A 21,630-nucleotide genomic window follows, 5' to 3' on the forward strand; every position below is an offset into this window, starting at 1 on the left:
CCGAGACATGGCTGAAACGGAAGCGGCTGATTTATGCAAATAGCAGAGTAATCGGAGACTCAGACCAGAATCGAGGCAATTTCATCGGCGAACAGGAGACCTGCAGAAGTTATCCTGAGGTGAGAGAATTGTCTCTGGATCCAGCCTTTTTCAATCAGATCGTTGATTTCAGTTTCGCAGCAGGCTGCGATATCGATTCCCGTTGCATTCTTGAGGTCATCAAGATTAATTCCCTGTCGTCTACGCAATCCGATGGCCAGAAGTTCACGGGCACGCTCTTCGGCTGTCAAATCATCAGTCGAAACAATGGGAGATTGATTCTGTTCCAGTCGATTCATCCAGGTAAAGGAACTCCGATGATTCGAGTGTCGCTGCCCATTCACAAAAGAAGCGGCTCCGGGACCAAATGCGAGGTAAGGTCTGCCAGACCAGTAAATATTGTTGTGTCGAGATTGTGACCCTGCTTTCGCGAAATTGGAAATTTCATAATGGTCGTAGCCGGCATTGGTCAATTCCGAGATTGTTTTTAGATACATCTCGACTTCCAGTTGGTCGTCAGTTGACTGGAATTTTCCTTTATTCCGGTCACTCCAGAAACGAGTTCCTTTTTCGTAGGTTAACGCATAACTGGAAATGTGAGGCGGGTGAAACGAGATCGCTTTTAATAGCATCTGCTGCCATTCTTCCAGCGTTTGTCCGGGGATCGCAAAAATGAGATCGAGCGAATAGTTTTTGAAGTTCTGTTGAATGAGTTCAATGGCTATTTCTGTTTGATGAACTGAATGTGTTCGCTCCAACTGAATCAATCGAGAGTCATCGAATGCCTGCACGCCAAGACTGACGCGATTGACGCCCGCTGATTTTAGAACCTGGATTTTGTCTGCTGTCAGGCCATCAGGATTCGCTTCAATTGTGTATTCAGCATCAGGGACCAGTGAAAAGTAATCACTAAGAATGCTGAAGAATTCTTCGAGTTCGCAGGCTGAAAGAAGAGTCGGAGTGCCGCCACCAATATAAAGAGTATCAACTTCCAAGAGATGAGAATGGAGAAACGGAGAAGTTTTCAGTTCTTTCTGCAAGGCCTTAAGATACCGCGGAATCAACTCGGCTCGATTTGCGATGATCGAAAAATCGCAATAACCGCAACGGTGTTCACAGAAGGGAACGTGCACATAAATGGAACGGACAGGCAGAGACATGAATGTCGGGGGAACTTCCATTTCGGACTTCGCAAAATTACTCATCGTTTACTCGCGAGGTCGACGCAGGCGGATGCCATAGATCTTTAACGGTTTGGGACCATATTTGGTGTCGTAGGTTCCCAGAATAATATCGCCTTCTTCGTAGTTGGGAAGTTCTTGATCTTCGATCAGTACCCGGCGATTGATTTGGGCGGTTAATTTTCCATCGATAACGCTGACCGTTAGTGGTTCATTTCCCCGGCATTCGTATCGTGCGATTTCGATATCCGAAGCTTCTATCCCTTTGCTGCGGGCGAATTGCGAAATGAACCAGGGACTGCCACTGGTTCTGAGAGTCACATTGTAGAGTCCATGTCCTTGGCCTTCTTTGAAGCCGTAAAGCAGATACCAGCCTCCTTCGCCTTCTGCATTAATCCCCATTTCCAACTCAAAATCCTTTGCCGTTCCCAGTTTGAGCGCCGCACTGCGACCGGAGGCCTGATGAAGAGCTCCTTGAGCAATCCCCCAGGTTCCATCGACAATGACGTGATTCAGGCGAAAGATATCCTTCTCGAGTTCTCCCGAGAACTCGAAATCGGTCATTACTTCGAGGGGATATTTTTCCAGGTCAGTTTGTGAGACGGTTATTTTGGGAGATGCTCGATAAAGATACTCCCACGGACCCATTTTGATGACTGTTTCCTGTGACAGACATTCCGTGGAAAAGGAGATCATCACGCAGAGGAATGACAAGATATTAAGAGAGAAATTAGTGGACGGCTGTTTTAGCGATTGGCAGATCATTGGTGCTTCACCTTGTACAATCGAGTTTATTAGGTCGACATTTATTCATGAGCAGACAATTGATAATGCGCTATTGAGATCGCTTTGAGAAGTCCACGGGCCTTATTTAATGTTTCTTCGTATTCCATCGAAGGAACACTATCGGCCACCATGCCAGCACCGGCTTGCACATAAACCTGATTTTCCTGTTTGACAAGTGTCCGCAGGGCAATACAGGTATCCATGTCGCCTGTGAAATCGATATACCCAACCGCTCCCGCGTAAGGGCCGCGACGATGCCGTTCGAGTTCATCGATGATCTGCATCGCACGCACTTTGGGGGCTCCGGAAACCGTGCCTGCGGGCAATGCTGCTCTCAGGGCATCCAGAGCAGACAACTCTTTGCGTAATTGCCCCGTTACATTGGATGTGATGTGCATAACGTGGCTGTAACGCTCGACTACCATCACATCTTTGACTTCAATCGAATTGTACTCGGCGACGCGGCCGACATCGTTCCTTGCCAGATCGACCAGCATCACATGCTCTGCCCGTTCTTTGGGATCAGCCAGCAAATCCTCTTCCAGAGCCTGATCTTCCTCGGCTGTTTTGCCGCGAGGTCTGGTTCCTGCCAGCGGTCGAACGGTCACTTCGCCATGCTCAACTCGCGTCATGATTTCGGGAGAACTGCCAACTAATGTCACCTCGGGAGATTTTACCAGGAACATAAACGGACTGGGATTCACCACCCGCAAAGCTCGATAGATCGCCAGCTCGCTGGCAGAAGTTTCGAGTTGTAATCGCTGGCTCAAAACGACCTGAAAGATATCACCCGCTCGAATGTATTCCTTGCTCGCTTCAACAGCCGCCTCAAATTCCGGTCGTTCAAAATTCGAAGTCCACTCGAGAGTTCGTTCATCGTCGAGTCGAAGTTGTTCTGGAGGAATCGGGTTGGGATTGGTTTCCAGCTGACGGCATAAATCCTGGAGCGTGTCGCTGGCTTGTTTATAAGCCTCTTCGAGAGATTTCTCATCAACTTTGGCGATCGCGACCACGAAAATCGTTTTATTGATATGATCAAAAATGACCATTCGGTTGTACAAACCGAACAGCATATCGGGAACATGCCGATCATCTTCGGGAGCATTGGGGAGATGCTCGGTATAGCGGACAACATCGTATCCGGCATAGCCGACCGCTCCCCCACAAAAACGTGGCAACTGAGGGTGTGGAGCCATGCGGTAGGGAGCCATCAATTCGCCAAGCAGATCAAGAGGATCGTCGCAGGTCAGGCTTCGCGAATTTCCCTTTTCAACAATCGTAACTTCGTTCCCTTTGGCTTGAATCGTCAGAAAAGGATTGGAGCCAATAAAACTGTATCGTCCAATCCGCTCGCCACCGACCACGCTCTCAAACAGAAAGGAATGCTCTTCCTTGTGAAGCCTGCGATAAGCCTCGACCGGAGAGAGGGAATCTCCCGTCATTTGGCAATAGACTGGGACCAGAGTTTGCCCCTGAGCCTGTTGTTGAAACGTTTCAAAGTCCGGAAGTGGCGTCATGAGTTAAGTTCAATAACGATGAGTGAATTGTGATTGAATTTGCGAAGCGTAATCCAACAAATTTTATAAAACAACACGTTTCCAGGTCTGACCCTGAAAACGTGTTGAAAGTTCATCAATTTTATTACCGTGCATATTCGACAGAACGGGTTTCTCGCATGACGGCGACTTTCACTTCACCCGGATACGTCAAATTCTCCTCGACGGCTTTGGCGATTTCACGAGCCAGTGCAGCCGCTTCGCGGTCGTTGACATCCCGAGGATCGACAATCACGCGAACTTCTCGGCCAGCTTGAACAGCATAACACTGTTCGACACCGGGGAAGCCGCAGACCAGACCTTCGAGTTCTTCGAGTCGTTTCGCATACTTCTCGAGTGTTTCCCGTCGAGCTCCTGGACGGGCAGCGGAAATCGCATCGGCTGCGGCGACCAGTACAGTGTAAATATAGTCAGGCCGAATATCGTCGTGATGGCCAGCAGCCGAGTGGACAACTTCTTCGCCTTCAGAATAGCGTTTGAGCAAATCGGCTCCGATGGCGGGGTGGCCCCCTTCCATTTCATGGTCTGCTGCTTTTCCGATGTCGTGGGTAAACCCACAGCGTCGAGCCAGATCGCCATCGAGACCCAATTGTTCGGCCATCATGCCAGTCAGGTGAGCGACTTCGATCGAGTGACGCAAAACGTTTTGTGAGTAACTGACGCGGAAATTGAGACGGCCCATCAGTTGGATCAATTTCTCATGCAAACCGGGAACGTCAGCTTCCTGAGCCGCTTCCTGGCCGAGACGCATGATCCGTTCATCAATTTCCTTTTGACATTCCGAAACAATCTCTTCAATCCGAGTCGGATGAATACGACCGTCCTGAATGAGCCTCTGCATGGCCATTTTTCCGATTTCGCGGCGGACACTGTCAAAGGACGAAATGATAACCACGCCCGGAGTATCATCGACGATCACATCCACACCGGTCAATTTCTCGAAGGTGCGAATGTTGCGACCTTCCCGCCCGATGATACGGCCCTTCATTTCATCGCTGGGGATATCGATGCTCGAAACGGTAATTTCTGAGGTGTGAGCAGAGGCATACCGCTGCACGGCCATGCCGATAATTTCCCGGGCTTTGGAGTCACAGGTCTCTTTGATCTCTGCTTCGTGCTTGAGGATCAACTGACCTGTTTCGTTTCGCAGTTCGGTTTTTACGCGATCGAGCAGACGTTCGACGGCTTGTTCTTTTTTCAGGCCGCTGATTTTGTAGAGCTCTTCCTGCTCCTGTTTGAGGATGCGGGTCAGCTCGGTTTCGCGGCGTTCTGCAGTTTTAAGGCGTTCGGTCAGTCGATTCTGCATCGACTCAATCATCCGCTCCCGTTTGGTCACATTTTCCTGCAGGTCTTCGAGTGTAGACTCGCGTTTGTCCATTTTGCGTTCGAGATCGCGAATTTCGTTTCGCTGTTTACTCAACTCGGCTTCGAGTTGTTCGCGACGCTTGAGGACTTCTTCCTTCGCGGCAATTTCACCATTTTTGCGAATCACCTCGGCTTCACGCTTGCCATCTTCGAGCATCTGGTCTTTGGTGCGATAACTCGCTCCCAGCCGTACGCGTTCCAACATGTAGCCGACAGCTAAGCCGACTAACAGGGCGATTCCGCCCAAAATATATGCTTCTGTTCCCATCGGTATAACTCCGACCGGGAGACGTGCAGCTCACCTAAATGCAGCCAGAATAGACGCTTCTATGATCGACGTGACTGTCGATTTTTTTGTGATGGGTCGCGATCAAACTGAAACTCAAGTGTGCCATTCGTGAAGCATCCGGTAATGAGCGCGGGCGTTTGAAGGAAACAACCCTCGTTCGTCGGTTCATAATACGGAATACTACTGATTGACACGCAGTTTCGCGAGGACGGCGCAGCCCGACCAACCGACGTACTCGTACGTTTACTCTCGGAGAGAGTACGGAGTCTGCCAGTTGATGAGGCAATATGTCGAGCCTCCGGAAATGTCGAAACATTTCCAGCAGCAGACACAGTCCCAGAGTTGTGAAGAGGAGATACACCATGAAAATTTCTCTTCCGCAGTTTGATTTCAGCCATCCCAGTCGTCTTGTCCTGGTACAATTTGCCCCAACTCCCTAAGAAACAGGAGGATTGGAGCGGTGGCGATCTTGAACGCTGCCCGATATTCTTAAAATAAATAATGTGAGCGAGTGTTCAGGCTGACGAACGCCTCTCAGTTCCACTAAGTTTGTTGTCATGTCAAGATCCATCTCGACAACCACAAGTCGCCTTAACAGATCTGACGGAATTTCCTCAAAGCATATTAACAGACGTCACCGGTTTATCAACTAACGGGTGGGTTGAAGGTTGAAGGGTAAAGGGTGAAGGGGCGGTTACTATTAGTTACGATGATCAGAATGATTTCACTCTCAACACTCAACCTTCAACACATAACCCATTCCTATGCTTGAATTCGAAAAAAAACTGCTTTCTTCGATTTCTGCATCGGATATTAGATTAGGGAATATCTTACTGGCCATTTCGGGGGGGGCTGATAGCGTGGCGATGTTGCGGGCAATGGCTGCAATTGCTTCGAAAGCCAAAATTTCTCTCGAAGTTGCTCATTTCAATCATCAGGTTCGGCCTGATGCAGCCTCTGACCAAGACTGGGTTGGAGAACTTTGCAGTAAGCTGAGACTCAGATTCTGGACGAATTCCGTGAAGGATACCGATGATCAGCCAGATCCTGTCCAGAACGATGAAGCCTCGTTGCGGGAAATGCGCTATCAGTTTCTCGTTGAAACGGCTCATTCGGCAAGTTGTCAGAGCATTTGCGTCGCTCATCATGCCGAGGATCAGGTGGAAACTATTCTCCATCACCTCATTCGCGGCACTGGTTTACGTGGAATGCAGGGGATTCCTGAAAATCGAGTGATGGAATCTGGAATCGTACTCCGTCGGCCACTTTTGAAGTTTTCCCGTCAGGAAATTCTCGATTATCTCCAGGAAATTGGTCAGGAATACCGGCACGATGTTACGAATGACAATCAGAGTTACACCCGCAATCGAATTCGTCAGGAATTAATACCTCTCCTGCAAACATACAATGCGAACTTCTCACAGCATCTGATTGGGCTGAGAAATCAAATTGTAGAAGCTCATGCGTTTCATCTCGATCTCGTACGAGCTGCTCTCAAGGAAGCCGTTTTATCGAATCAGGCCGATCATGTTCGTGTTCTGGTTAAACCGATTTGTGATTTGCCTGAGTTCCTGCAACGGGAATTCTTTGTGGAATTGTGGTCCCGGAATAACTGGCCTCGTCAGAAAATGACCTCAGATGATTGGGAGCGGATTAAAAATATGCTCACTCAAACCGAGGGGCGTTTGAAACTGTCGGCTGGCATTATTGTGGAACGACGTGCTCAAATGATTGTGATTGAACGCGAGAATTAACACTCAAGATCAAGCACCCAGTCGCCCGAATTGCCGATCGAGTTCTTCTCGACTCAACACCAGAGCTGTCGGTCGACCATGGGGACAATGATGAGCATCATCAGCCGATTCCCGCTGTGCAAGCAGGGCAATAATTTCATCGGCGGTCAGTTTCTGGCCCGCTTTGATCGCTGCCTTGCAGGCCATCATATGCAGGGTTTCATCGAGCAGATCGCGTCGACTGACTGAAGCAGACTCGTCAAACTTATCTGCAAATTCGAGCATTACTTCCGAAATCACATTGTGCCCCAGAAACACGGGATGACTGCTCACCGCGAGCATCCCCCGGCCGAATTCTTCGATTTCAAACCCCATCTGCAACAGCAAATCCTGATGCTCCATCAACAGTGCCATTTTCTTGGCATCCATTTCCAGAGTGACCGGCATTAACAATCGCTGTGTTTCGGTCTTTCCGTCCAGCACTTTTTTGCGGAATCGTTCGTAAAGCACCCGCTCATGCAGGGCATGCTGATCAATGACCGTCAAGCCCTGCGGAGTATTCAGCACAATGTAACAATCATCGACCTGTAAAGCCTGAATTCCGGATGAAGAGATGGGCTGTGCGGCAGGCATCACCACAGGCTGCGTAGCATTCGTCTCCGAGTCCACCTCAGTCTCATCACTCAATTCATGATTTATTGGCGGCGAAGATTTGTGTGGTGAGGAGATCTGAAAGAACTCATTTTCATTGGGGAATTTTTGGAACTCGGCGACCGCTGTCGAATGATTTTGTGAGGTCTTTTTTGATTCGTACGATTGTGAATCTGATTCCAATGACTGAATCAGAGGACTGGTCGAAGGGGGCGTATCTGATTGCGGAGCGATAGTCGGTTGAGCCGGCTGCACCATTTGGGAACGAGCCCACGAGACAAGATCCTGCTCAACTTTCTGCTGACGAACCTGCAGCTCGTTTTCATTTTTGGAAGATTGGCGAAAACTGAGTTCACTCTGCAGATCTGACTGCAGAAACTTTGTGCGCAGAGTGGAGAGCAGTAAGCGGAACAGAAATTGTTGATCACGAAAACGAACTTCAGATTTTGTGGGATGCACATTGACATCAATCTGATCGCTCGGCATCTCCAGAAACAGAAAGGCGACGGGATGCCGCCCGGTCATCAGTAATCCCCGATAAGCCTCGTTCAAAGCGTGCTGCAGGGAACGATCTTGAATATACCGGCCGTTTAAAAACAGATACTGCGATTTGCGGGTCGATTTATTCAGGCTCGGATGTCCGACATAACCCCACAAACGCACGCCGCCATGCTCTGCCTCGATCGGAATTAATTGTTCGACGGTTTGTGAGCCATAGAATAACGTGAGGCGTTCGGTCAATTCGTTTGTGGCTGGCAGCCGATGGACGGACTTTCCGTTGTGTGTCAATGAAAGTTGCATCCGCGGGCAGGCCAGGGCGATGCGGGTGAACTGTTCGGAGATGTATCCGAATTCTGTCGAAGCTCGCTTCAAAAACTTCCTACGGACGGGAGTATTGCAGAACAGTTGTCGGATTTCGATTTGCGTGCCGGGAGCGCAGCCAATCGGACGAATATCCGACCGTTCTCCACAGGTGACTGCCAGTTCCGAACCGACGTGATCCTCCGCAGTCCGGCTGCGGATTTTGAAGTGACTCACTTCAGAAATCGATGCCAGTGCCTCCCCGCGAAATCCCATTGTCTGCACGCAGAACAGATCATCAGCCTGCCGCAATTTGCTGGTCGCGTGACTGGTCACAGCGAGCGGCAGTTCGTCTGCAGGAATCCCTTCACCATCATCGGCAATGCGGATTAACTCTGTTCCACCTTCTTCAATATCGACATCGATGCGGGTACTGAGTGCATCGAGACTGTTTTCCAGCAACTCTTTAATCACACTGGCAGGACGTTCAATCACCTCGCCCGCGGCAATTTTATTGACAACAGCCGGGCTGAGAACTTGAATATGGTGAGTCCGTCCCATGGACACGTGAACTCCGTGATCTAGTTGAGGAAAGCGGATATAGGAAAGCGGAAAGCCGGATCCCAAAATCACGATGTGGACAAGTGATAATCGGCTTTCCGCTTTCCGTCTTCGGCTTTAAGACTGTCCATTATACGGCTTCTCGGAAAATTGCAATTTCAGCGGCTCGATTCGAGAGCAGAAGGACATTATTAAGGAGAATCGAGCTTTTCTTTGGCAATGACAGCCGTCGTTTCCTCCGGTTTCGCAGGACTGGAATCGATCGCAGTGGAAGTTTTATCTGGTTTGTTGGGTTTTTCTTCGTCCAGACTGAATTCCTCCTTAATCTGCTGACGGCGGATGGCGACCTGACGATCAAAAGCCGAGAGGGCATCGAGGGCTCGGTCTCGTGAGGTGACTAAGCCGATGATCAGATATTGAGCACTGGCAATTCCAAAGCAGATCCAGCCGACCGAACCGAGAAAAATTGCACAGAGGATCGCAAACACTGGGGAAGAACGATTCAAGTGCTGGCAGACAAGACCTTTAGCGATCGGTCGAAACTGTTTTTTTAGGGATTGCCAAAAGCCAATTTTTCGATCGTATTTGAATTTTGGGGGCCCCGGATGAATGATGGCGAACAATTCCTGGTCAGGCATCATTTCAATCACACCGATGACCATCATTATTCGTAACCCGGAGATCCATGCATCATTCATGCCTCCATCTGTAATCGTGGTTGGCCCGCCGAAATGGTCGATCCAGGAGAACATGGTCATTTCCATGTTCTTCGTTGCGGCCAACAAGACAAGAGTTCCTTTGAACCACTGTTCGAGATCTTTTTCCAGCTCATCATCGAGTTCCTGCACCCGGAAGATGTGGCGGAGAATAAAGCGGAATACCGGAATAGCGATCAAGCCGAGCAGGATACGAAACAACGGGCGCAGCACCGGTCCCAGAATTTTTATCTGATACAAAATTCGAAACAGACCGCCCACGCTTAATTTCCCCTGTGACCATGCTGACATTCAGATTTCAGCATATCGAATTCATGGAAATCCGCACAGGCAAAATGGCATTCCATCAGGGCATGTCTCAGGCTTGACGTTGGTATCAACCTCAACAGAATTCAAATGAACATCAATTCTTGATGGAAAACTCGGCATCTCTTCACACATCTGCGGCAGAATTTCACAATTCTGGGACCAGTGTGGAGTTGAATATGTCTGAAGTTGAAGCGGAATACGATCAATTGAAGATCGCCGGAGTGGAAGCCTACCGAAAGCGTCAGTTTCTGCAGGCGATCGAACTGTTCACACAGGCTACAGAGATCGATTCGAGTGATCCTGTCGTCTGGGAACTGCTCGGCACCTCTCAATTACGTTCGAGTTTGATGCACGATGCGGTCGATTCGTTTCAGCAAGCGATTGAAAAGAACCCTCATCGATCGATCTCCTATATTAATATCGGAGCGATTTTTAATCGACTGGGGGAGTTTGACAAAGCGATCGATTTTTTACAGCGTGGATTACAAAGAGATCGCCGTTCTGTAGAAGGCTATTACAATTTGGGACTGGCTTACCGTCGACTTGATGATTTTGAGCTGGCCATCACTGCGATTAAGCAGGTGCTCAGGCTAAATCCTTTGGAATGGGATGCCTTTTATCAGCTTGGGAAAATCTATCGGGATCAAGGAAAAACGAGTCAGGAGATCCACTATTATCAAAAAGCACTGGCCCTGGAGCCGGGCAACAAGCGGGTGCAGAAATCATTGCATCAGGCGATGCAGCAGCGCACGAATCAAGCCCGTGAAGTCAGCAGTTTTGGCAGGCTTGTCGATGAGGCTCCTCAGCGACAGACCAACTCCACAACGATGCTACCTGCGTTAACGTCGAGTGAACGTTTGCATGACCGTGAAATCGTTCGCTTATGTGCAATCGCAGCCGAATATGCCGCAGTCGATTATATGGAGTTTTTACAGGGAGAGGCACGGCAGATTCTCGATAAACTTAAAACACGTCTTTCGAGTGGGAAATCGTATTCGAGTACATTTCGCGAATTACATCAGGATTACCGTAAAACCGCACGAGATATCGCTGCCAAAAGAACGCTGGTCAATCAGAAAATGCTGCAGCTACAGAACCACGAAAATCAGGTGCTCGCACAAATGGAAGCCAAGTTGCAGTAAAACAGTAGCTGGAAGCCAGTCCTGCGGGGCGATAAACCATCTCGGCTAAATATCGCTGTCCTGGACTGTTTTCTTCTTGGGATAGCCGCTCCATATCAGTTTTTTCGCCGCCTTGGGTGTCTGGCCGGATTCGAGCATTTTGAGAATTTCACGGATGGAAACATTCGTGTGCAGAATTTTCTGTAGCTGTTTCACTGTATCCTGCGGCACATGATGGATGCCGTTGCCCTGTCCGCTCTCGATAATCGAGCCTTTCTGGTTGTAGATCACCCACAGAATTGTGCGGTCGTGAATGCGGACCCGGGTTTTGACCGAGTCGGCCAGTTTCCCTTTGGCCCGGTTCGCATTGATGGAATAGGAATCTGGCTTTTCGAACATGATGCCGACAATATTCCAGTCTTTACTACCAAACGGCCACATAGCAGGTCTTTCCAGGATTTCCGTTATAAGTTCGATGAAGGGACTGAGTACAATGAAGTTTTGGATCAGAGTTTACAAGCACGAAGCGCAAGCAAGTGTGTTATTGAATAAGCCTCATTATGTCACACTCACTTGCGCTTCATGCTTGTACCGATGTGAAATTCTAAAAAATTAACGAACAAGCTTACGATTTATCCCGAGGACGTTTCGATTGTTTTCGTGGATTCGGCATGAAATCGTCGTTCCAGGTTTTGAGTTGTCGTCGCATTTCCCGCAGGTTAATCGTTACCGGAATGATGATCTGCTCGCCGTAGGGATCGTTGCTCAAATGTTCGGGAGCTTCAAAGTTACGGAGTTCCTGATCGAGCACTCGCAACCACTCAGGTACCTCAAGGCCTGTTCCCGAAGTACCGTCTTGATACTGTTCTATTTGCACACGCAAGTCATCAAAGTATTCGCGACGAACAGATTCGTCTTTTTCTTCCATAATTTCCCGCACCAGTGCCAGCATACGATTGATGGCAATCGGCTTGACGAATCGTTCTTCGATGTGATCTTTCAGAGCCGGGAGTTTGACGCCGTATTGAGCTTCGAGGTCGTGCAGAATTAAAAGATGCTCATCGGCTTGTTCGGAACTGCGGATCGCGAAAATATGTTCCCAGTTTTGGGCCGCTTGATAACGGCCAATTTCGATCAACGCTTCATGAGCAATGCGATACGGCGTGTAATTCCAGTCGTCCCGATCATATTCGGCTTCAAGGCGGACGAAGTCGAGAAAACAATCGAATCTTTCGCCATAGTCGGAGTGCGTGGTCGTGCTGTTGTATTCGAGGAAGCGATCGAACTTGTCGATCAGAATTCCATAAATCATTTCCAGATGAGCAGCCGCTTCGCGGGGTTCAATCACGCTGTCACGCAAGTCTTCAATCAATGGATTCGGGTGAATCGGATCGTCGTTTTCATCCAGATATTGTAGAAATTCTTCAACGCCAGTCTGCACAATGGCCCGGACATAACCAAGCGTCAAATTACGGGCATGAAATAAATCGGAACCGTATTTGTGGATGAATTCGATCGTATCCTGCCAGACGGAATCGACATTCATCGCTTCTGCAGCCGAGAGTCGCATGGTCTCGCTGTGCCGGAGCCAGATATCGCGGTAGTGATCGACCACTTCGGTGAGAATATCAATCAGTTCGGAGTCTTCCAGTTTGCCAGATCGCCAGTTCTGAGACGATTTGAGCATATTGGATAATGTGTTTGAGAGGGCCAGTCGAAACAATCGATCAAATTCAGTGATCGCAGGTCCGCGAGGACGGGAAGATCGTTCCATGTCGTAGGCAGTCACCATCACCTGCCAGGTTTCCCGGTACATTCCTAATGCTGGCAGAGCCGTCACAAGGAAGCGGAGCAGGGCGTGCATCTCCTGAGCATCGGCAATGGAACGAGGTGTTCCTCCATTTTCGAGCGGCATGTATAGCAGCTTACGACGGGAAAGACGTTTCAATGCTTTCGGCAACAATTCTTTAATAGACGTGATATTGTGAGACAGAATTGCATGCAGGAATTCTGTCAGCCAGACGTCTTTGAGTTTCGGTTTTTTGACACCATCATACAGCAGGGAATCGGCCAGGCGTCGGACAAAACGCAGGCGGGTTAACGTCCAGATGACATTGTGCATCAAGTACAGTTTTGACTGCAGCTGAATATCGTATTCGATATTGGCATCGTGGCTGCCAGATGGGGGAGCGAGTTGCTTCAGATGAATTTCGTGCAGAAACTGCCCCAGCTCGCGTTCAAATTCAAAGAGCGTGTTCGACCAGGCGACAATCGTTTTACGAACAGTTGCTGACGTTTCTTTAGACTCGTTTGCTTCTTCGGCATCCGATTTTCTTAACAGTCTTGCAGCAACAATGATGGCCTGCTGCTGAAGTTCGGCGACACTTTGCAGGAATTTGAGTTGGGATTCGTAGGACCGTCCCCAGCGTTCAAATTCGTTATTCTCATAGGGAGAAGAGCCATCTGAAAGACTTCCTTCCTGACCATCATCAGCCGAGTCGCGAAAGGTGACTCCCTCGTAGGCGGCTGCGAATGGGCTGTCTGGATCTTCTTCCTCTTCCTGACCCCACGGACCATCCAGTGCGGGTTCGTCCCACCAGTCCTGGTCGTCCTCTTCACTGCTCGGAGGAGCCGCACTGGCTTCAATTGACATTCGGGGCATTCCCCACCGACTGCCCGCATTGGCTTCGAGCAATTCCAGTGAACGTCGATAACGATCAAATAGTTGAGAGTCATCGTCTTCAGATTGCCTTAAGAGGTTTGCCCACTCGAGCAGAGACACACTGAAGGTTTCATCAAACTGAACCGAATCCGACTCTTCAATCTGACTGAACCACTGCATCAGTAAACCAAAGGCGGAATTCAAATCCCGTTTGTCGAGCAGTACGCTGACGATATTATGATACGCCAGATGCGAATCGAACATTTCGACATGTGTCCGCCAGAAGGCCAGACTGTTTTCTTCAGGATCGGCTTTGTGCCAGGCGAGCAAAGTGCGAGCGACAATCATAGCCGATTCGTAAGTTTTTAAGCCATACAGCTTAGGGATATCTTCCACGGTTGTGGTGGCGTAATCATCCCAATGTTCTGCAAAGGTTTTGAACGAATCACTCAGTTGGGAGATGATTTCTTCCCGACCTGCAATCGCCGCTTCGGTCAGCGTTTCGGCATGGACCGAAAAAATCTGCTCCATAACATCGATCAGAATTTCGACTCTGACATCTGGAACGGAGTCGTCTCGATTGGAGAAAAGATTGAATTGCCCCTGAAAGCCGAGAATGTTCCAGGGATCGATGAAGGCACCGCATTCGACTCCACGTCGGTAGAGTTCTTTAATTTCTGTCAATCTTGGTAATGATTGTTCAAATTCGCCAGCATGATTGTGTTGTTGAATAATCCGAATTCGCCATTGAATTTCCGTTTCAAAGCGGATCGAGGCAGCAGGGATGATTTCAGACTGACGACGGCTCTCTTCGGCATAACCCATGCGGGCATACATCAACGCCAGTTCGCGATTTCGAACCTGCTGGGCTCCATAATTGGAGAGAAACATATTCAGTGCGTGCCGGACATGCCCGAATGGTTGTTGAGTGACCTGCTGCTGCTGGTAAAGCCGTTCGGCTCGCGGGCCATCCACTTCAGACATTAAATGTTCGTAAAAGAAATCCCTTTGTCGAGCTACGATCGGCAGAAGTGACGAGAGCGAGACGGTCGAGTCGAACGTATCTGGCCCGGATCCACTGATTGAGGAAGCCATCAGGATGGTGCCTCCCAATGCTGCCGAAGCATCGAACAGGGCTTCCTCGTAAGGGATCTTTTCAAATTGACAGCTGTATTGAATCCAGTCGATCAGGGAATCGAGAATGATGCTGCGAACCACAAAACGGTGATAGTAGCCATCCAGCCCAATGCGATGGGGATCCCATTCTCCGAATAGATAGTTCGTCCGCTTAAAGACAGGATGATTATAATCGTAGGCGCGAACATCGACGGCGAGTTCATCGAGGTTCCGTCTCAGAAAATGGGTGGCTGTAATCACTGTTTCTGGAACTTTTTCGAGCAGTGAAAGTGTCTTCTGTATGAGGTCCTGATACTTCCCGACAGCTGTTCCAGTTTCCTGAAAATACAAGGGGATCAATGCTGATTTTTCGTGCGGGTAGGGTTGAACCATTCGCCCGTTTTCCAGCAAGGCAACGGGGCGATAACCGATAAAATCGTTCACGTGCAGGATGGCGTTTTGAACAAGACTATCGACATCCTGAGCAGTGGACTGTTGAGCCAGGACTGCTTCTGCAAGAGTCGCAATAAAAAACGGTTCAATGAGTCGTTCTTTGGGAAAGTGAAACAGCAGATCGTGATGATAGCTGTAATAGGCATCAAGCATATGACTAAACAGGATTTCAAGTACATTTGTTGCTTGTGTCGATTCCCGAAAAGCGGGGTTTTCGACCTGCAACTCTTGCAATTGCTCCTGCAAAAATTCGTGAACAGGAGCCAGATCACTGACTCCGAAGTGTCCGAACAGTAGATTCCAATTGTTGAACGCACCGTAATCCCGGCTGCCATTGGAGAAATTTAAATATCCCAGAAGGCCACGGGCGGCTTCAATAATGCTCTCGTCTGGACGATCTGCTGATGAAATTTTCGACATCAAGTTCTGTACTCTTTCCCACAGTCATACTGTGGTTCTATCTGGTTCCTTTTCCTCAATGGAAACTTTAACAAAAGCCAGTCTTCATTGCAGCTATGAGAATGCCATACTGGAATTATGTCCTCCTCTCGCTTGTCAGCAAGGGGAACTCAAATTATCGATTCAGCCAGCATCGTATATCTGAAAGTCAAATGAGGCCGTTCCTGGATGTTTTACACGGCTAGCTCCATTTGATCAGGAGCCTCCGAGTGGATATGGTTAAGTCTGTCTCCGATTAATATTTCTACACTTACCAGAAAAAATGAGCAATGCAGGAACTTCCCGAACCCTTGGATGTGATTGCTGTTGGAGCTCATCCGGATGATGTTGAGATTGGCTGTGGAGGCACGCTGGCGACTTTATCCCGGCAGGGATATCGAGTGGGAATCATCGATTTGACCGATGGGGAACCAACGCCACTCAGTCCTGGTCCAGAAGTTCGTTTGGATGAGGCACGAAAAGCGGCTGAAATACTCGGGGTGCATGTGCGGGAAACGCTGGATCTGCCGAATCGTAAATTGTTTGACAATTACGAAGCCCGAGTCACGCTGGCCAAGGTCTTTCGGCGGTATCGACCCAAAGTGGTCATTGGTATCGCAGATAAAACTCCGCTGGCCTCACCCGACCACTGGCAGGCGATGCAGATTACCGATGCGGCCATTTTCTATTCCCGGCTCACAAAATGGGACGATGAATTCGATGGTTTACCGGTTCATACGGTTTCCCGTCAGTTGTGGTATCCATTGGGATTAAGACAAATGCCCGCACCCCAAAAAGCCGGGCATTTCATCACAGATATTTCGGATGCACTGGAAACGAAAATTCGAGCCGTCGAGGCTTACGAGACTCAATTTCCTCCCACCAAAGCTCATGTTTACGAGTTGTTGCGGAGTCAAAGCCATTATTATGGGGCGGCAGCTGGGTTTACGGCAGGAGAGTTGATCATTAGTCCGACTGTCCTTGGCGTGCGGGATATGATGGCCTCGCTCTTTTAGAGCAGTTTCAAAATTAACGTATCGCGTACAGCCGGGGCAACACCGAGTATTAAGGTAAAAATCGTTCCAGCGACGGCACATTGCAATTAGTAATGCTCTAAGTTGCGTTCGGCGTAAGACTTAGTCAGAATGATTCTTGACAGAACATGGAATCTCTTCACAATTCAATCTGAAATTGACTCTGTTAATCCATCACTCTGTTAATACACCATATTGTTAATCGAATACGGTGAAAAATTGGCATACTCTGTGTGTACAAAATCTCATACTTCATAAGACAAGCCTCAACAGGCCACTAATTAACCTCGAATATCATGCCAGACATACGCATCGGCCAACTTAGCATTACCGGCAATTACCGGAAAAATAACGAGGACAATCTTCACGTCGATGAGGAGAATCGTTTCTTCATCGTGGCTGATGGGATGGGCGGACAGAGTGCCGGGGAAAAAGCGAGTCAGTTAGCGGTTGAGCTAGTCCCCAAAAAGCTGAACGAGTTAATTGATTTTATCGACGATACTCCTGATCGAATTCGTACCGCGATTGATGATGCAGTCGGGAATGCCAATTCGGAAATCATGGTTCTTGGAAGAGTCGACCCGGAATTGCACAACATGGGAACCACCATTGTTTTGCTCGTCTGGGTGGGAGATACCTTTTATATTGGCAACGTGGGTGACAGTCGCGCGTATCTATTACGAAAGAACAAGCTCGAACAGATTACTAAAGATCATTCTCTCGTACAGGCACTGATGGATGCCGGTACAATTTCACCCGATGAAGCCCGCTCACATCGTTACAAAAATGTTCTGGTGAGATACCTGGGATCAAAAGAGGGGGGAGAAGGGGTTTCAACCCATGAAATCCAATATCAAGCCGGCGATCGATTTTTTCTCTGTACCGATGGCGTGACCGATGGGCTGGATGATAACGAACTGCGTGAATTGCTCAAATCGGATGATGATCCTCAACAAATAGCGGATTCGATCATTCTGGCAGCACAAAAAGGTGGGTCAAAAGATAACATTACTTGTATCGTACTCGATGTTTAGTGCCGTCCCGATGGAATCGAATTATACCACGACAGGTCGCTGCAACCAGCGGTAAGTCACTTCTTGCGGGTTCATAAATTGTGAGTAAAGAGACGACCGAGACTTCCGTCGATGTTCCTGAGGTCGTCCACAAACAGTCTTTCTTGTCCCTGCTTGTAATCGCAGCCACAATTGCAATCACATTACTTCAAGTCATCGTGCTGAGCTCAACCCATTTGCCTTTGGGTGTCTCTGGAGAATGGGCTTGGCCTCGGATCCCTTCGGGAAATACCGAGTTGCTTGCAGTGGTGTTTACAATTCTCCTGTGCACTGGTTATCTGACCTTGTTGTGGATGGGAAGTCGCTGGTTTGATCAATCTGGACGTGTGCGGATCGCAATGGTATTGCTGTTATTGGTAATCGCATCGTGGATATTGATACCGACATTGCGTTCGGTTCCGGCAGGAATATATGGCACGGCGGGGGCGAGTTGGGTCACATATTATCCGCGTATGTCGGGTTACTACACGGCTGCTATGAATAACGAGGAGACTTCCACGGAATTTCTGGCAGGCTATGAAGATGTTGTGAGGCAGGGAGATTATCTGCATCAGGGGACCCACCCTCCTGGTTTGATTCTCTATTTTCGAGTGTTAAAAACGATATGCACGGCTTCTCCTGCGCTCTCGAAATTATTGATCGAAACGGAGTCGCAACCGCTTCACGATGGGCTGGATGTTGTTGAGCAACTTGCTCGGGAAAATGGTCAAGTTTTTACGGAATCGCATCGAGCTGTTTTGTCACTCAATCTCTGGGTGACTAGTTTGGTCGCGGCATTAACTGTTATCCCCTTGTTCCTCATTACCTGGCAATTTGTTCCTTTCCGGTCGGCCTGGCTCGTTGCGGGTTTGTGGCCATTGATTCCTTCGTTATCTGTGTTTGCTCCGAAATCAGATTTGCTGCTTCCCTTTTTCTCGGCCTGGGTAACTGCCTGCTGGATCTTGTCGGTCCGCAGGAATTCGATCGGACTCAGTTTGTTAGCAGGTTTGATTTTCTGGTTCGGCTGTTTAATTTCGTTAGCAGTAATCGTCGTGCCTGTAATTCTTGCCGTGTGGGTGATTCTCAATTCACTCTTTGAAACAATGCAAAATGATCAAAATCGCTTTGACAAGCATTCCGTTTCGAAATTGATTCGAGGACTGCATTGGAAACCTGCGATCGGCTCCCTGGTCGTGTTTGTTGTGATGACTTTGTTCACTGCATTGATCTTCAAGTTGAATCTGTGGACGATCTGGCGATTGAACTTGCAGAATCATGCGACGTTTTACGATCACAATACCAGGACATATCTTTGGTGGCTGCTTGTGAATCCACTCGAATTGATATTTGCATTAGGGCCAGTGGTCACAGTTCTTGTGCTGGGGACTTTGTTGACGAGCTTGAAACATCGAGTCTGGACTTCGGCAACCGCATGGACGTTAGCTGTGACAATTGTCTGGAGTCTGTTGTGGCTCAGTGGGAAAAACATGGGCGAAGCGGCTCGACTCTGGATTTTTCTCACGCCATTATTTCTTTCAGCTGGAGGTGGTTTGTTGGATCAATGTCTCACGAACTCTTCATTCGATCGGTCTCGAACGTTCTACTTTTGCCTCTTTATTTGCCAGGGTATCGTTGCCATTGTTACCGTCATCCATATCGATGCGTTCGATTTTTCCTCCTTTCTCAAATAATCCTCATAGATGGACTTGAGTCTGAGAAAGAAGTCCGATTGAAGCGAGAATGCGGAATCAGATGAAGAGTCTGGCTTAAAATTGCGATAATCGAGTAAAGAACGTTCGGTTTCTATTCGCACATGCTCATTTTGGCAGGCGAGCTATTCCTCAGGCTGTTCTTCAGACACATTCTCATGACTGAGTTTCCTTCATGGTCAGCAAATCGATTGCCACTGTTTTCATGATGTGCCTGACTCTTCTTACGGGATGCAGCAAGGAAGAAAAAGTCTTTAATGAGGTAAAGCATCCCCATGAACTGCTCAAAGCCTCGGAGGTCAGTCAGTTTCTAAAAATTGTCCATGGACTTCCTGATCATCAACTCCCACCGTTACCACTGTTATTCACCCAGGCACCAGAATGGGAATTTGATCGGGAATTGACTATTGCTGGCTTAGTTCGAGAGTTTCAGAAGTCCAATGGTCGGCACTGGCTTTCAGCTTCCGTTGTCTCCAGACTGGAAAATGATCAGCTACTTCAGAAATTGCTGGATGAATATCAGTTATCGACTCGTCAGTTTCTTGGTTTGGCAGAATCCGTCTGCATGGCAGCAGCTCGAACTTTCTACACGGACAAAGACAAATTGGAAATGATAATTCGGGAGGGGCGCATCAAACTCGCCCAATTACAAAAGCAGCAGGATATCTTTGCCACATTGCCGGAAGAAGATAAGTATGAGGTGATTCATCAGGCTGCTTGGATTGCGCGCGTAGACCGTGCTGAAAATCTTATCGATGTTCCCCTGGAGAATGTGGAATTGATTCAGCGACACTGGGACGTAATTTCTCCATTTTTACCGATGGAGTGCCAGCAGGATCCCATGTCAGACATTATCGATACACTTCATGTCTATGGGATGCCATTTGAAGAACTGCCTGGGACAGGATTGGATTCGGAATTGACCTGGACACCAAGTGATCATCGCGTGAGGATCGAACATGCCACTGAGCAGCAGATCTCAGATTACGACTTGGAAAAATCTCACCGAAATACGAAATCTCTAGCTGAACGGGATGATAAGACAGATCGAGATCTATGAGCGAAAGAGCCTTCGCCAGGACTGTCAAGAATACAAAATGGAAAATGTTCTAGCGAACTCTTCCCAGCAGAGTTAATAATATTTCATCGAATCAATTATCTGGAAATGGCGGAGCCATGGAAACGACCCTGCATCAGCAACTCAAGTCTCGATATTGCCTGCCTGGCTCCACTTCGGAACAACAACTCGGAGCGTATCGCATCGATGTCGTCCAGGGGGAGCATCTGATCGAAGTTCAATGCAGTTCTCTGGCTGCAATTCGAGATAAAATCCGCGATCTGGCTGCCGATTACGACATGACAATTGTCAAACCCGTTGTTCGAAATCGATATGTCATTCAACGCAAGTGGAGTCAAACGCTCAGTCGAAGTCTTTCCCGCACAATAGGAGACTGGATGGATGTTTTTGAAGAAATGGTTCACTTCGTCACCATTTTCCCTCAACCACGTTTGACGCTGGAATTGCTCTTGGTAGATATCGAAGAAACACGAAGACCTCCGAAAAAGCGCAGGTCTCGAAAAGGGTATCGTGTTGAAGATCGAAAGTTGGTCGAAGTCATCGATCAGCGGATCCTTCGCGTTCCAGCAGACTTGTATTCACTGCTGCCAACTCGTCTTCCTGAGCAATTCTCCACATCTGAGATTGCCGGCATATTACAGGTCACACGATCTTTCGCCCAGCAAATTGCTTATTGCCTGCGAGAGAGTGGAGCCGCAGAGGCAATTGGAAAAACAGGGAATGCGATCCAATATCAAAAGGTCGTACCGCATTCCAAAGCCGCTTAATTCAGGCAAGTTTCTCCAATGCATTTGAATGTCAGGGTTTCAGTCTGCGAAATTCTTCAAAACCACTTCAAACTCAACCTGAAGTCGTTGAACTCACACTCGCCCTATTTCGTAAGGAAATGAAGACTCGAAATTCTGCTGAAACACCCTTGCGATTGCGGCGTGTTGCTTTTGAAGTGGCCTGACGCGATTGTTGTGTAGAACCCAAATTGA

General features: G+C 48.5%; 15 protein-coding genes. 7 read left to right on the forward strand and 8 right to left on the reverse strand.

Going from position 1 to position 21,630, the window contains the following annotated elements; translation table 11 throughout:
• Positions 1-59: 59 nt before the first annotated feature.
• The 4 genes from hemW to rny form a co-directional block, all read right to left on the reverse strand.
• Entirely contained in the window at positions 60-1,244 is a 1,185-nt protein-coding gene (hemW, locus tag Pan54_RS05195; protein ID WP_146502503.1) for a radical SAM family heme chaperone HemW, read from the reverse strand.
• A gap of 3 nt (positions 1,245-1,247) precedes the next feature.
• Positions 1,248-1,868 carry a hypothetical protein gene (locus Pan54_RS05200; protein WP_146502504.1) on the reverse strand — a complete coding sequence of 207 codons (621 nt, stop codon included), beginning with the start codon at positions 1,866-1,868 and terminating at the stop codon, positions 1,248-1,250.
• Between the two features lie 158 nt (positions 1,869-2,026).
• Positions 2,027-3,523, reverse strand: coding sequence for an anthranilate synthase component I (gene trpE / locus Pan54_RS05205; protein ID WP_146502505.1), 1,497 nt, complete (start codon positions 3,521-3,523; stop codon positions 2,027-2,029).
• 124 nt (positions 3,524-3,647) lie between these two features.
• The gene (gene rny, locus Pan54_RS05210; RefSeq protein ID WP_146502506.1) at positions 3,648-5,195 is read right to left on the reverse strand and encodes a ribonuclease Y; all 1,548 of its coding nucleotides are present in this window, start codon (positions 5,193-5,195) and stop codon (positions 3,648-3,650) included.
• 785 nt (positions 5,196-5,980) lie between these two features.
• Here rny and tilS point away from each other — a divergent pair.
• Entirely contained in the window at positions 5,981-6,970 is a 990-nt protein-coding gene (tilS, locus tag Pan54_RS05215; protein WP_146502507.1) for a tRNA lysidine(34) synthetase TilS, read from the forward strand.
• A gap of 9 nt (positions 6,971-6,979) precedes the next feature.
• On the opposite strand, the gene mutL is transcribed toward tilS, so the two are convergent.
• Together mutL and Pan54_RS05225 are read right to left on the reverse strand one after the other, a co-directional pair.
• Positions 6,980-8,962: a DNA mismatch repair endonuclease MutL gene (gene mutL / locus Pan54_RS05220; RefSeq protein ID WP_146502508.1), complete on the reverse strand. Its 1,983-nt coding sequence runs from the start codon at positions 8,960-8,962 to the stop codon at positions 6,980-6,982.
• A gap of 191 nt (positions 8,963-9,153) precedes the next feature.
• A complete protein-coding gene (locus tag Pan54_RS05225) occupies positions 9,154-9,969 on the reverse strand; it encodes a DNA topoisomerase I (protein ID WP_242631223.1) in 816 nt (271 codons plus the stop codon).
• Positions 9,970-10,163: 194 nt separating this feature from the next.
• On the opposite strand from Pan54_RS05225, the gene Pan54_RS05230 reads away from it, so the two are divergent.
• Positions 10,164-11,129 carry a tetratricopeptide repeat protein gene (locus Pan54_RS05230; protein ID WP_165441593.1) on the forward strand — a complete coding sequence of 322 codons (966 nt, stop codon included), beginning with the start codon at positions 10,164-10,166 and terminating at the stop codon, positions 11,127-11,129.
• Between the two features lie 45 nt (positions 11,130-11,174).
• Here Pan54_RS05230 and Pan54_RS05235 read toward each other — a convergent pair whose 3' ends face one another.
• Positions 11,175-11,549 (reverse strand): hypothetical protein, encoded by a 375-nt coding sequence (locus tag Pan54_RS05235; RefSeq protein ID WP_146502510.1) that lies wholly within the window; start codon positions 11,547-11,549, stop codon positions 11,175-11,177.
• A gap of 184 nt (positions 11,550-11,733) precedes the next feature.
• On the reverse strand, positions 11,734-15,759 hold the full coding sequence (locus tag Pan54_RS05240) for a hypothetical protein (RefSeq protein WP_146502511.1): 4,026 nt from the start codon (positions 15,757-15,759) through the stop codon (positions 11,734-11,736).
• 308 nt (positions 15,760-16,067) lie between these two features.
• Here Pan54_RS05240 and Pan54_RS05245 point away from each other — a divergent pair, with 308 nt between their 5' ends.
• The 5 genes from Pan54_RS05245 (at position 16,068) to Pan54_RS05265 (ending at position 21,417) form a co-directional block, all read left to right on the forward strand.
• Positions 16,068-16,793 carry a PIG-L family deacetylase gene (locus tag Pan54_RS05245; protein ID WP_146502512.1) on the forward strand — a complete coding sequence of 242 codons (726 nt, stop codon included), beginning with the start codon at positions 16,068-16,070 and terminating at the stop codon, positions 16,791-16,793.
• A gap of 314 nt (positions 16,794-17,107) precedes the next feature.
• Positions 17,108-17,845, forward strand: coding sequence for a PP2C family protein-serine/threonine phosphatase (locus tag Pan54_RS05250; protein ID WP_146502513.1), 738 nt, complete (start codon positions 17,108-17,110; stop codon positions 17,843-17,845).
• Between the two features lie 80 nt (positions 17,846-17,925).
• Positions 17,926-19,554, forward strand: coding sequence for a hypothetical protein (locus tag Pan54_RS05255; protein ID WP_146502514.1), 1,629 nt, complete (start codon positions 17,926-17,928; stop codon positions 19,552-19,554).
• A gap of 193 nt (positions 19,555-19,747) precedes the next feature.
• Entirely contained in the window at positions 19,748-20,632 is an 885-nt protein-coding gene (locus Pan54_RS05260; RefSeq protein ID WP_146502515.1) for a hypothetical protein, read from the forward strand.
• A 116-nt stretch (positions 20,633-20,748) separates the two neighbouring features.
• A complete protein-coding gene (locus tag Pan54_RS05265) occupies positions 20,749-21,417 on the forward strand; it encodes a hypothetical protein (protein ID WP_146502516.1) in 669 nt (222 codons plus the stop codon).
• The last annotated feature ends 213 nt before the right edge of the window (positions 21,418-21,630 follow it).

The organism is Rubinisphaera italica (assembly GCF_007859715.1).
In the GTDB taxonomy this organism is placed as follows: Bacteria; Planctomycetota; Planctomycetia; order Planctomycetales; family Planctomycetaceae; genus Rubinisphaera; species Rubinisphaera italica.

Excerpts from the sequence above, each read along its gene's own strand:
- hemW (WP_146502503.1), bottom strand. The coding sequence starts at position 1,244 with ATGAGTAATTTTGCGAAGTCCGAAATGGAAGTTCCCCCGACATTCATG.
- tilS (WP_146502507.1), top strand. The coding sequence starts at position 5,981 with ATGCTTGAATTCGAAAAAAAACTGCTTTCTTCGATTTCTGCATCGGAT.
- Pan54_RS05260 (WP_146502515.1), top strand. The coding sequence starts at position 19,748 with ATGGTCAGCAAATCGATTGCCACTGTTTTCATGATGTGCCTGACTCTT.
- Pan54_RS05240 (WP_146502511.1), bottom strand. The coding sequence starts at position 15,759 with ATGTCGAAAATTTCATCAGCAGATCGTCCAGACGAGAGCATTATTGAA.
- trpE (WP_146502505.1), bottom strand. The coding sequence starts at position 3,523 with ATGACGCCACTTCCGGACTTTGAAACGTTTCAACAACAGGCTCAGGGG.
- Pan54_RS05265 (WP_146502516.1), top strand. The coding sequence starts at position 20,749 with ATGGAAACGACCCTGCATCAGCAACTCAAGTCTCGATATTGCCTGCCT.
- mutL (WP_146502508.1), bottom strand. The coding sequence starts at position 8,962 with ATGGGACGGACTCACCATATTCAAGTTCTCAGCCCGGCTGTTGTCAAT.
- Pan54_RS05235 (WP_146502510.1), bottom strand. The coding sequence starts at position 11,549 with ATGTGGCCGTTTGGTAGTAAAGACTGGAATATTGTCGGCATCATGTTC.
- Pan54_RS05245 (WP_146502512.1), top strand. The coding sequence starts at position 16,068 with ATGCAGGAACTTCCCGAACCCTTGGATGTGATTGCTGTTGGAGCTCAT.
- rny (WP_146502506.1), bottom strand. The coding sequence starts at position 5,195 with ATGGGAACAGAAGCATATATTTTGGGCGGAATCGCCCTGTTAGTCGGC.
- Pan54_RS05250 (WP_146502513.1), top strand. The coding sequence starts at position 17,108 with ATGCCAGACATACGCATCGGCCAACTTAGCATTACCGGCAATTACCGG.
- Pan54_RS05230 (WP_165441593.1), top strand. The coding sequence starts at position 10,164 with ATGTCTGAAGTTGAAGCGGAATACGATCAATTGAAGATCGCCGGAGTG.
- Pan54_RS05200 (WP_146502504.1), bottom strand. The coding sequence starts at position 1,868 with ATGGGTCCGTGGGAGTATCTTTATCGAGCATCTCCCAAAATAACCGTC.
- Pan54_RS05225 (WP_242631223.1), bottom strand. The coding sequence starts at position 9,969 with ATGTCAGCATGGTCACAGGGGAAATTAAGCGTGGGCGGTCTGTTTCGA.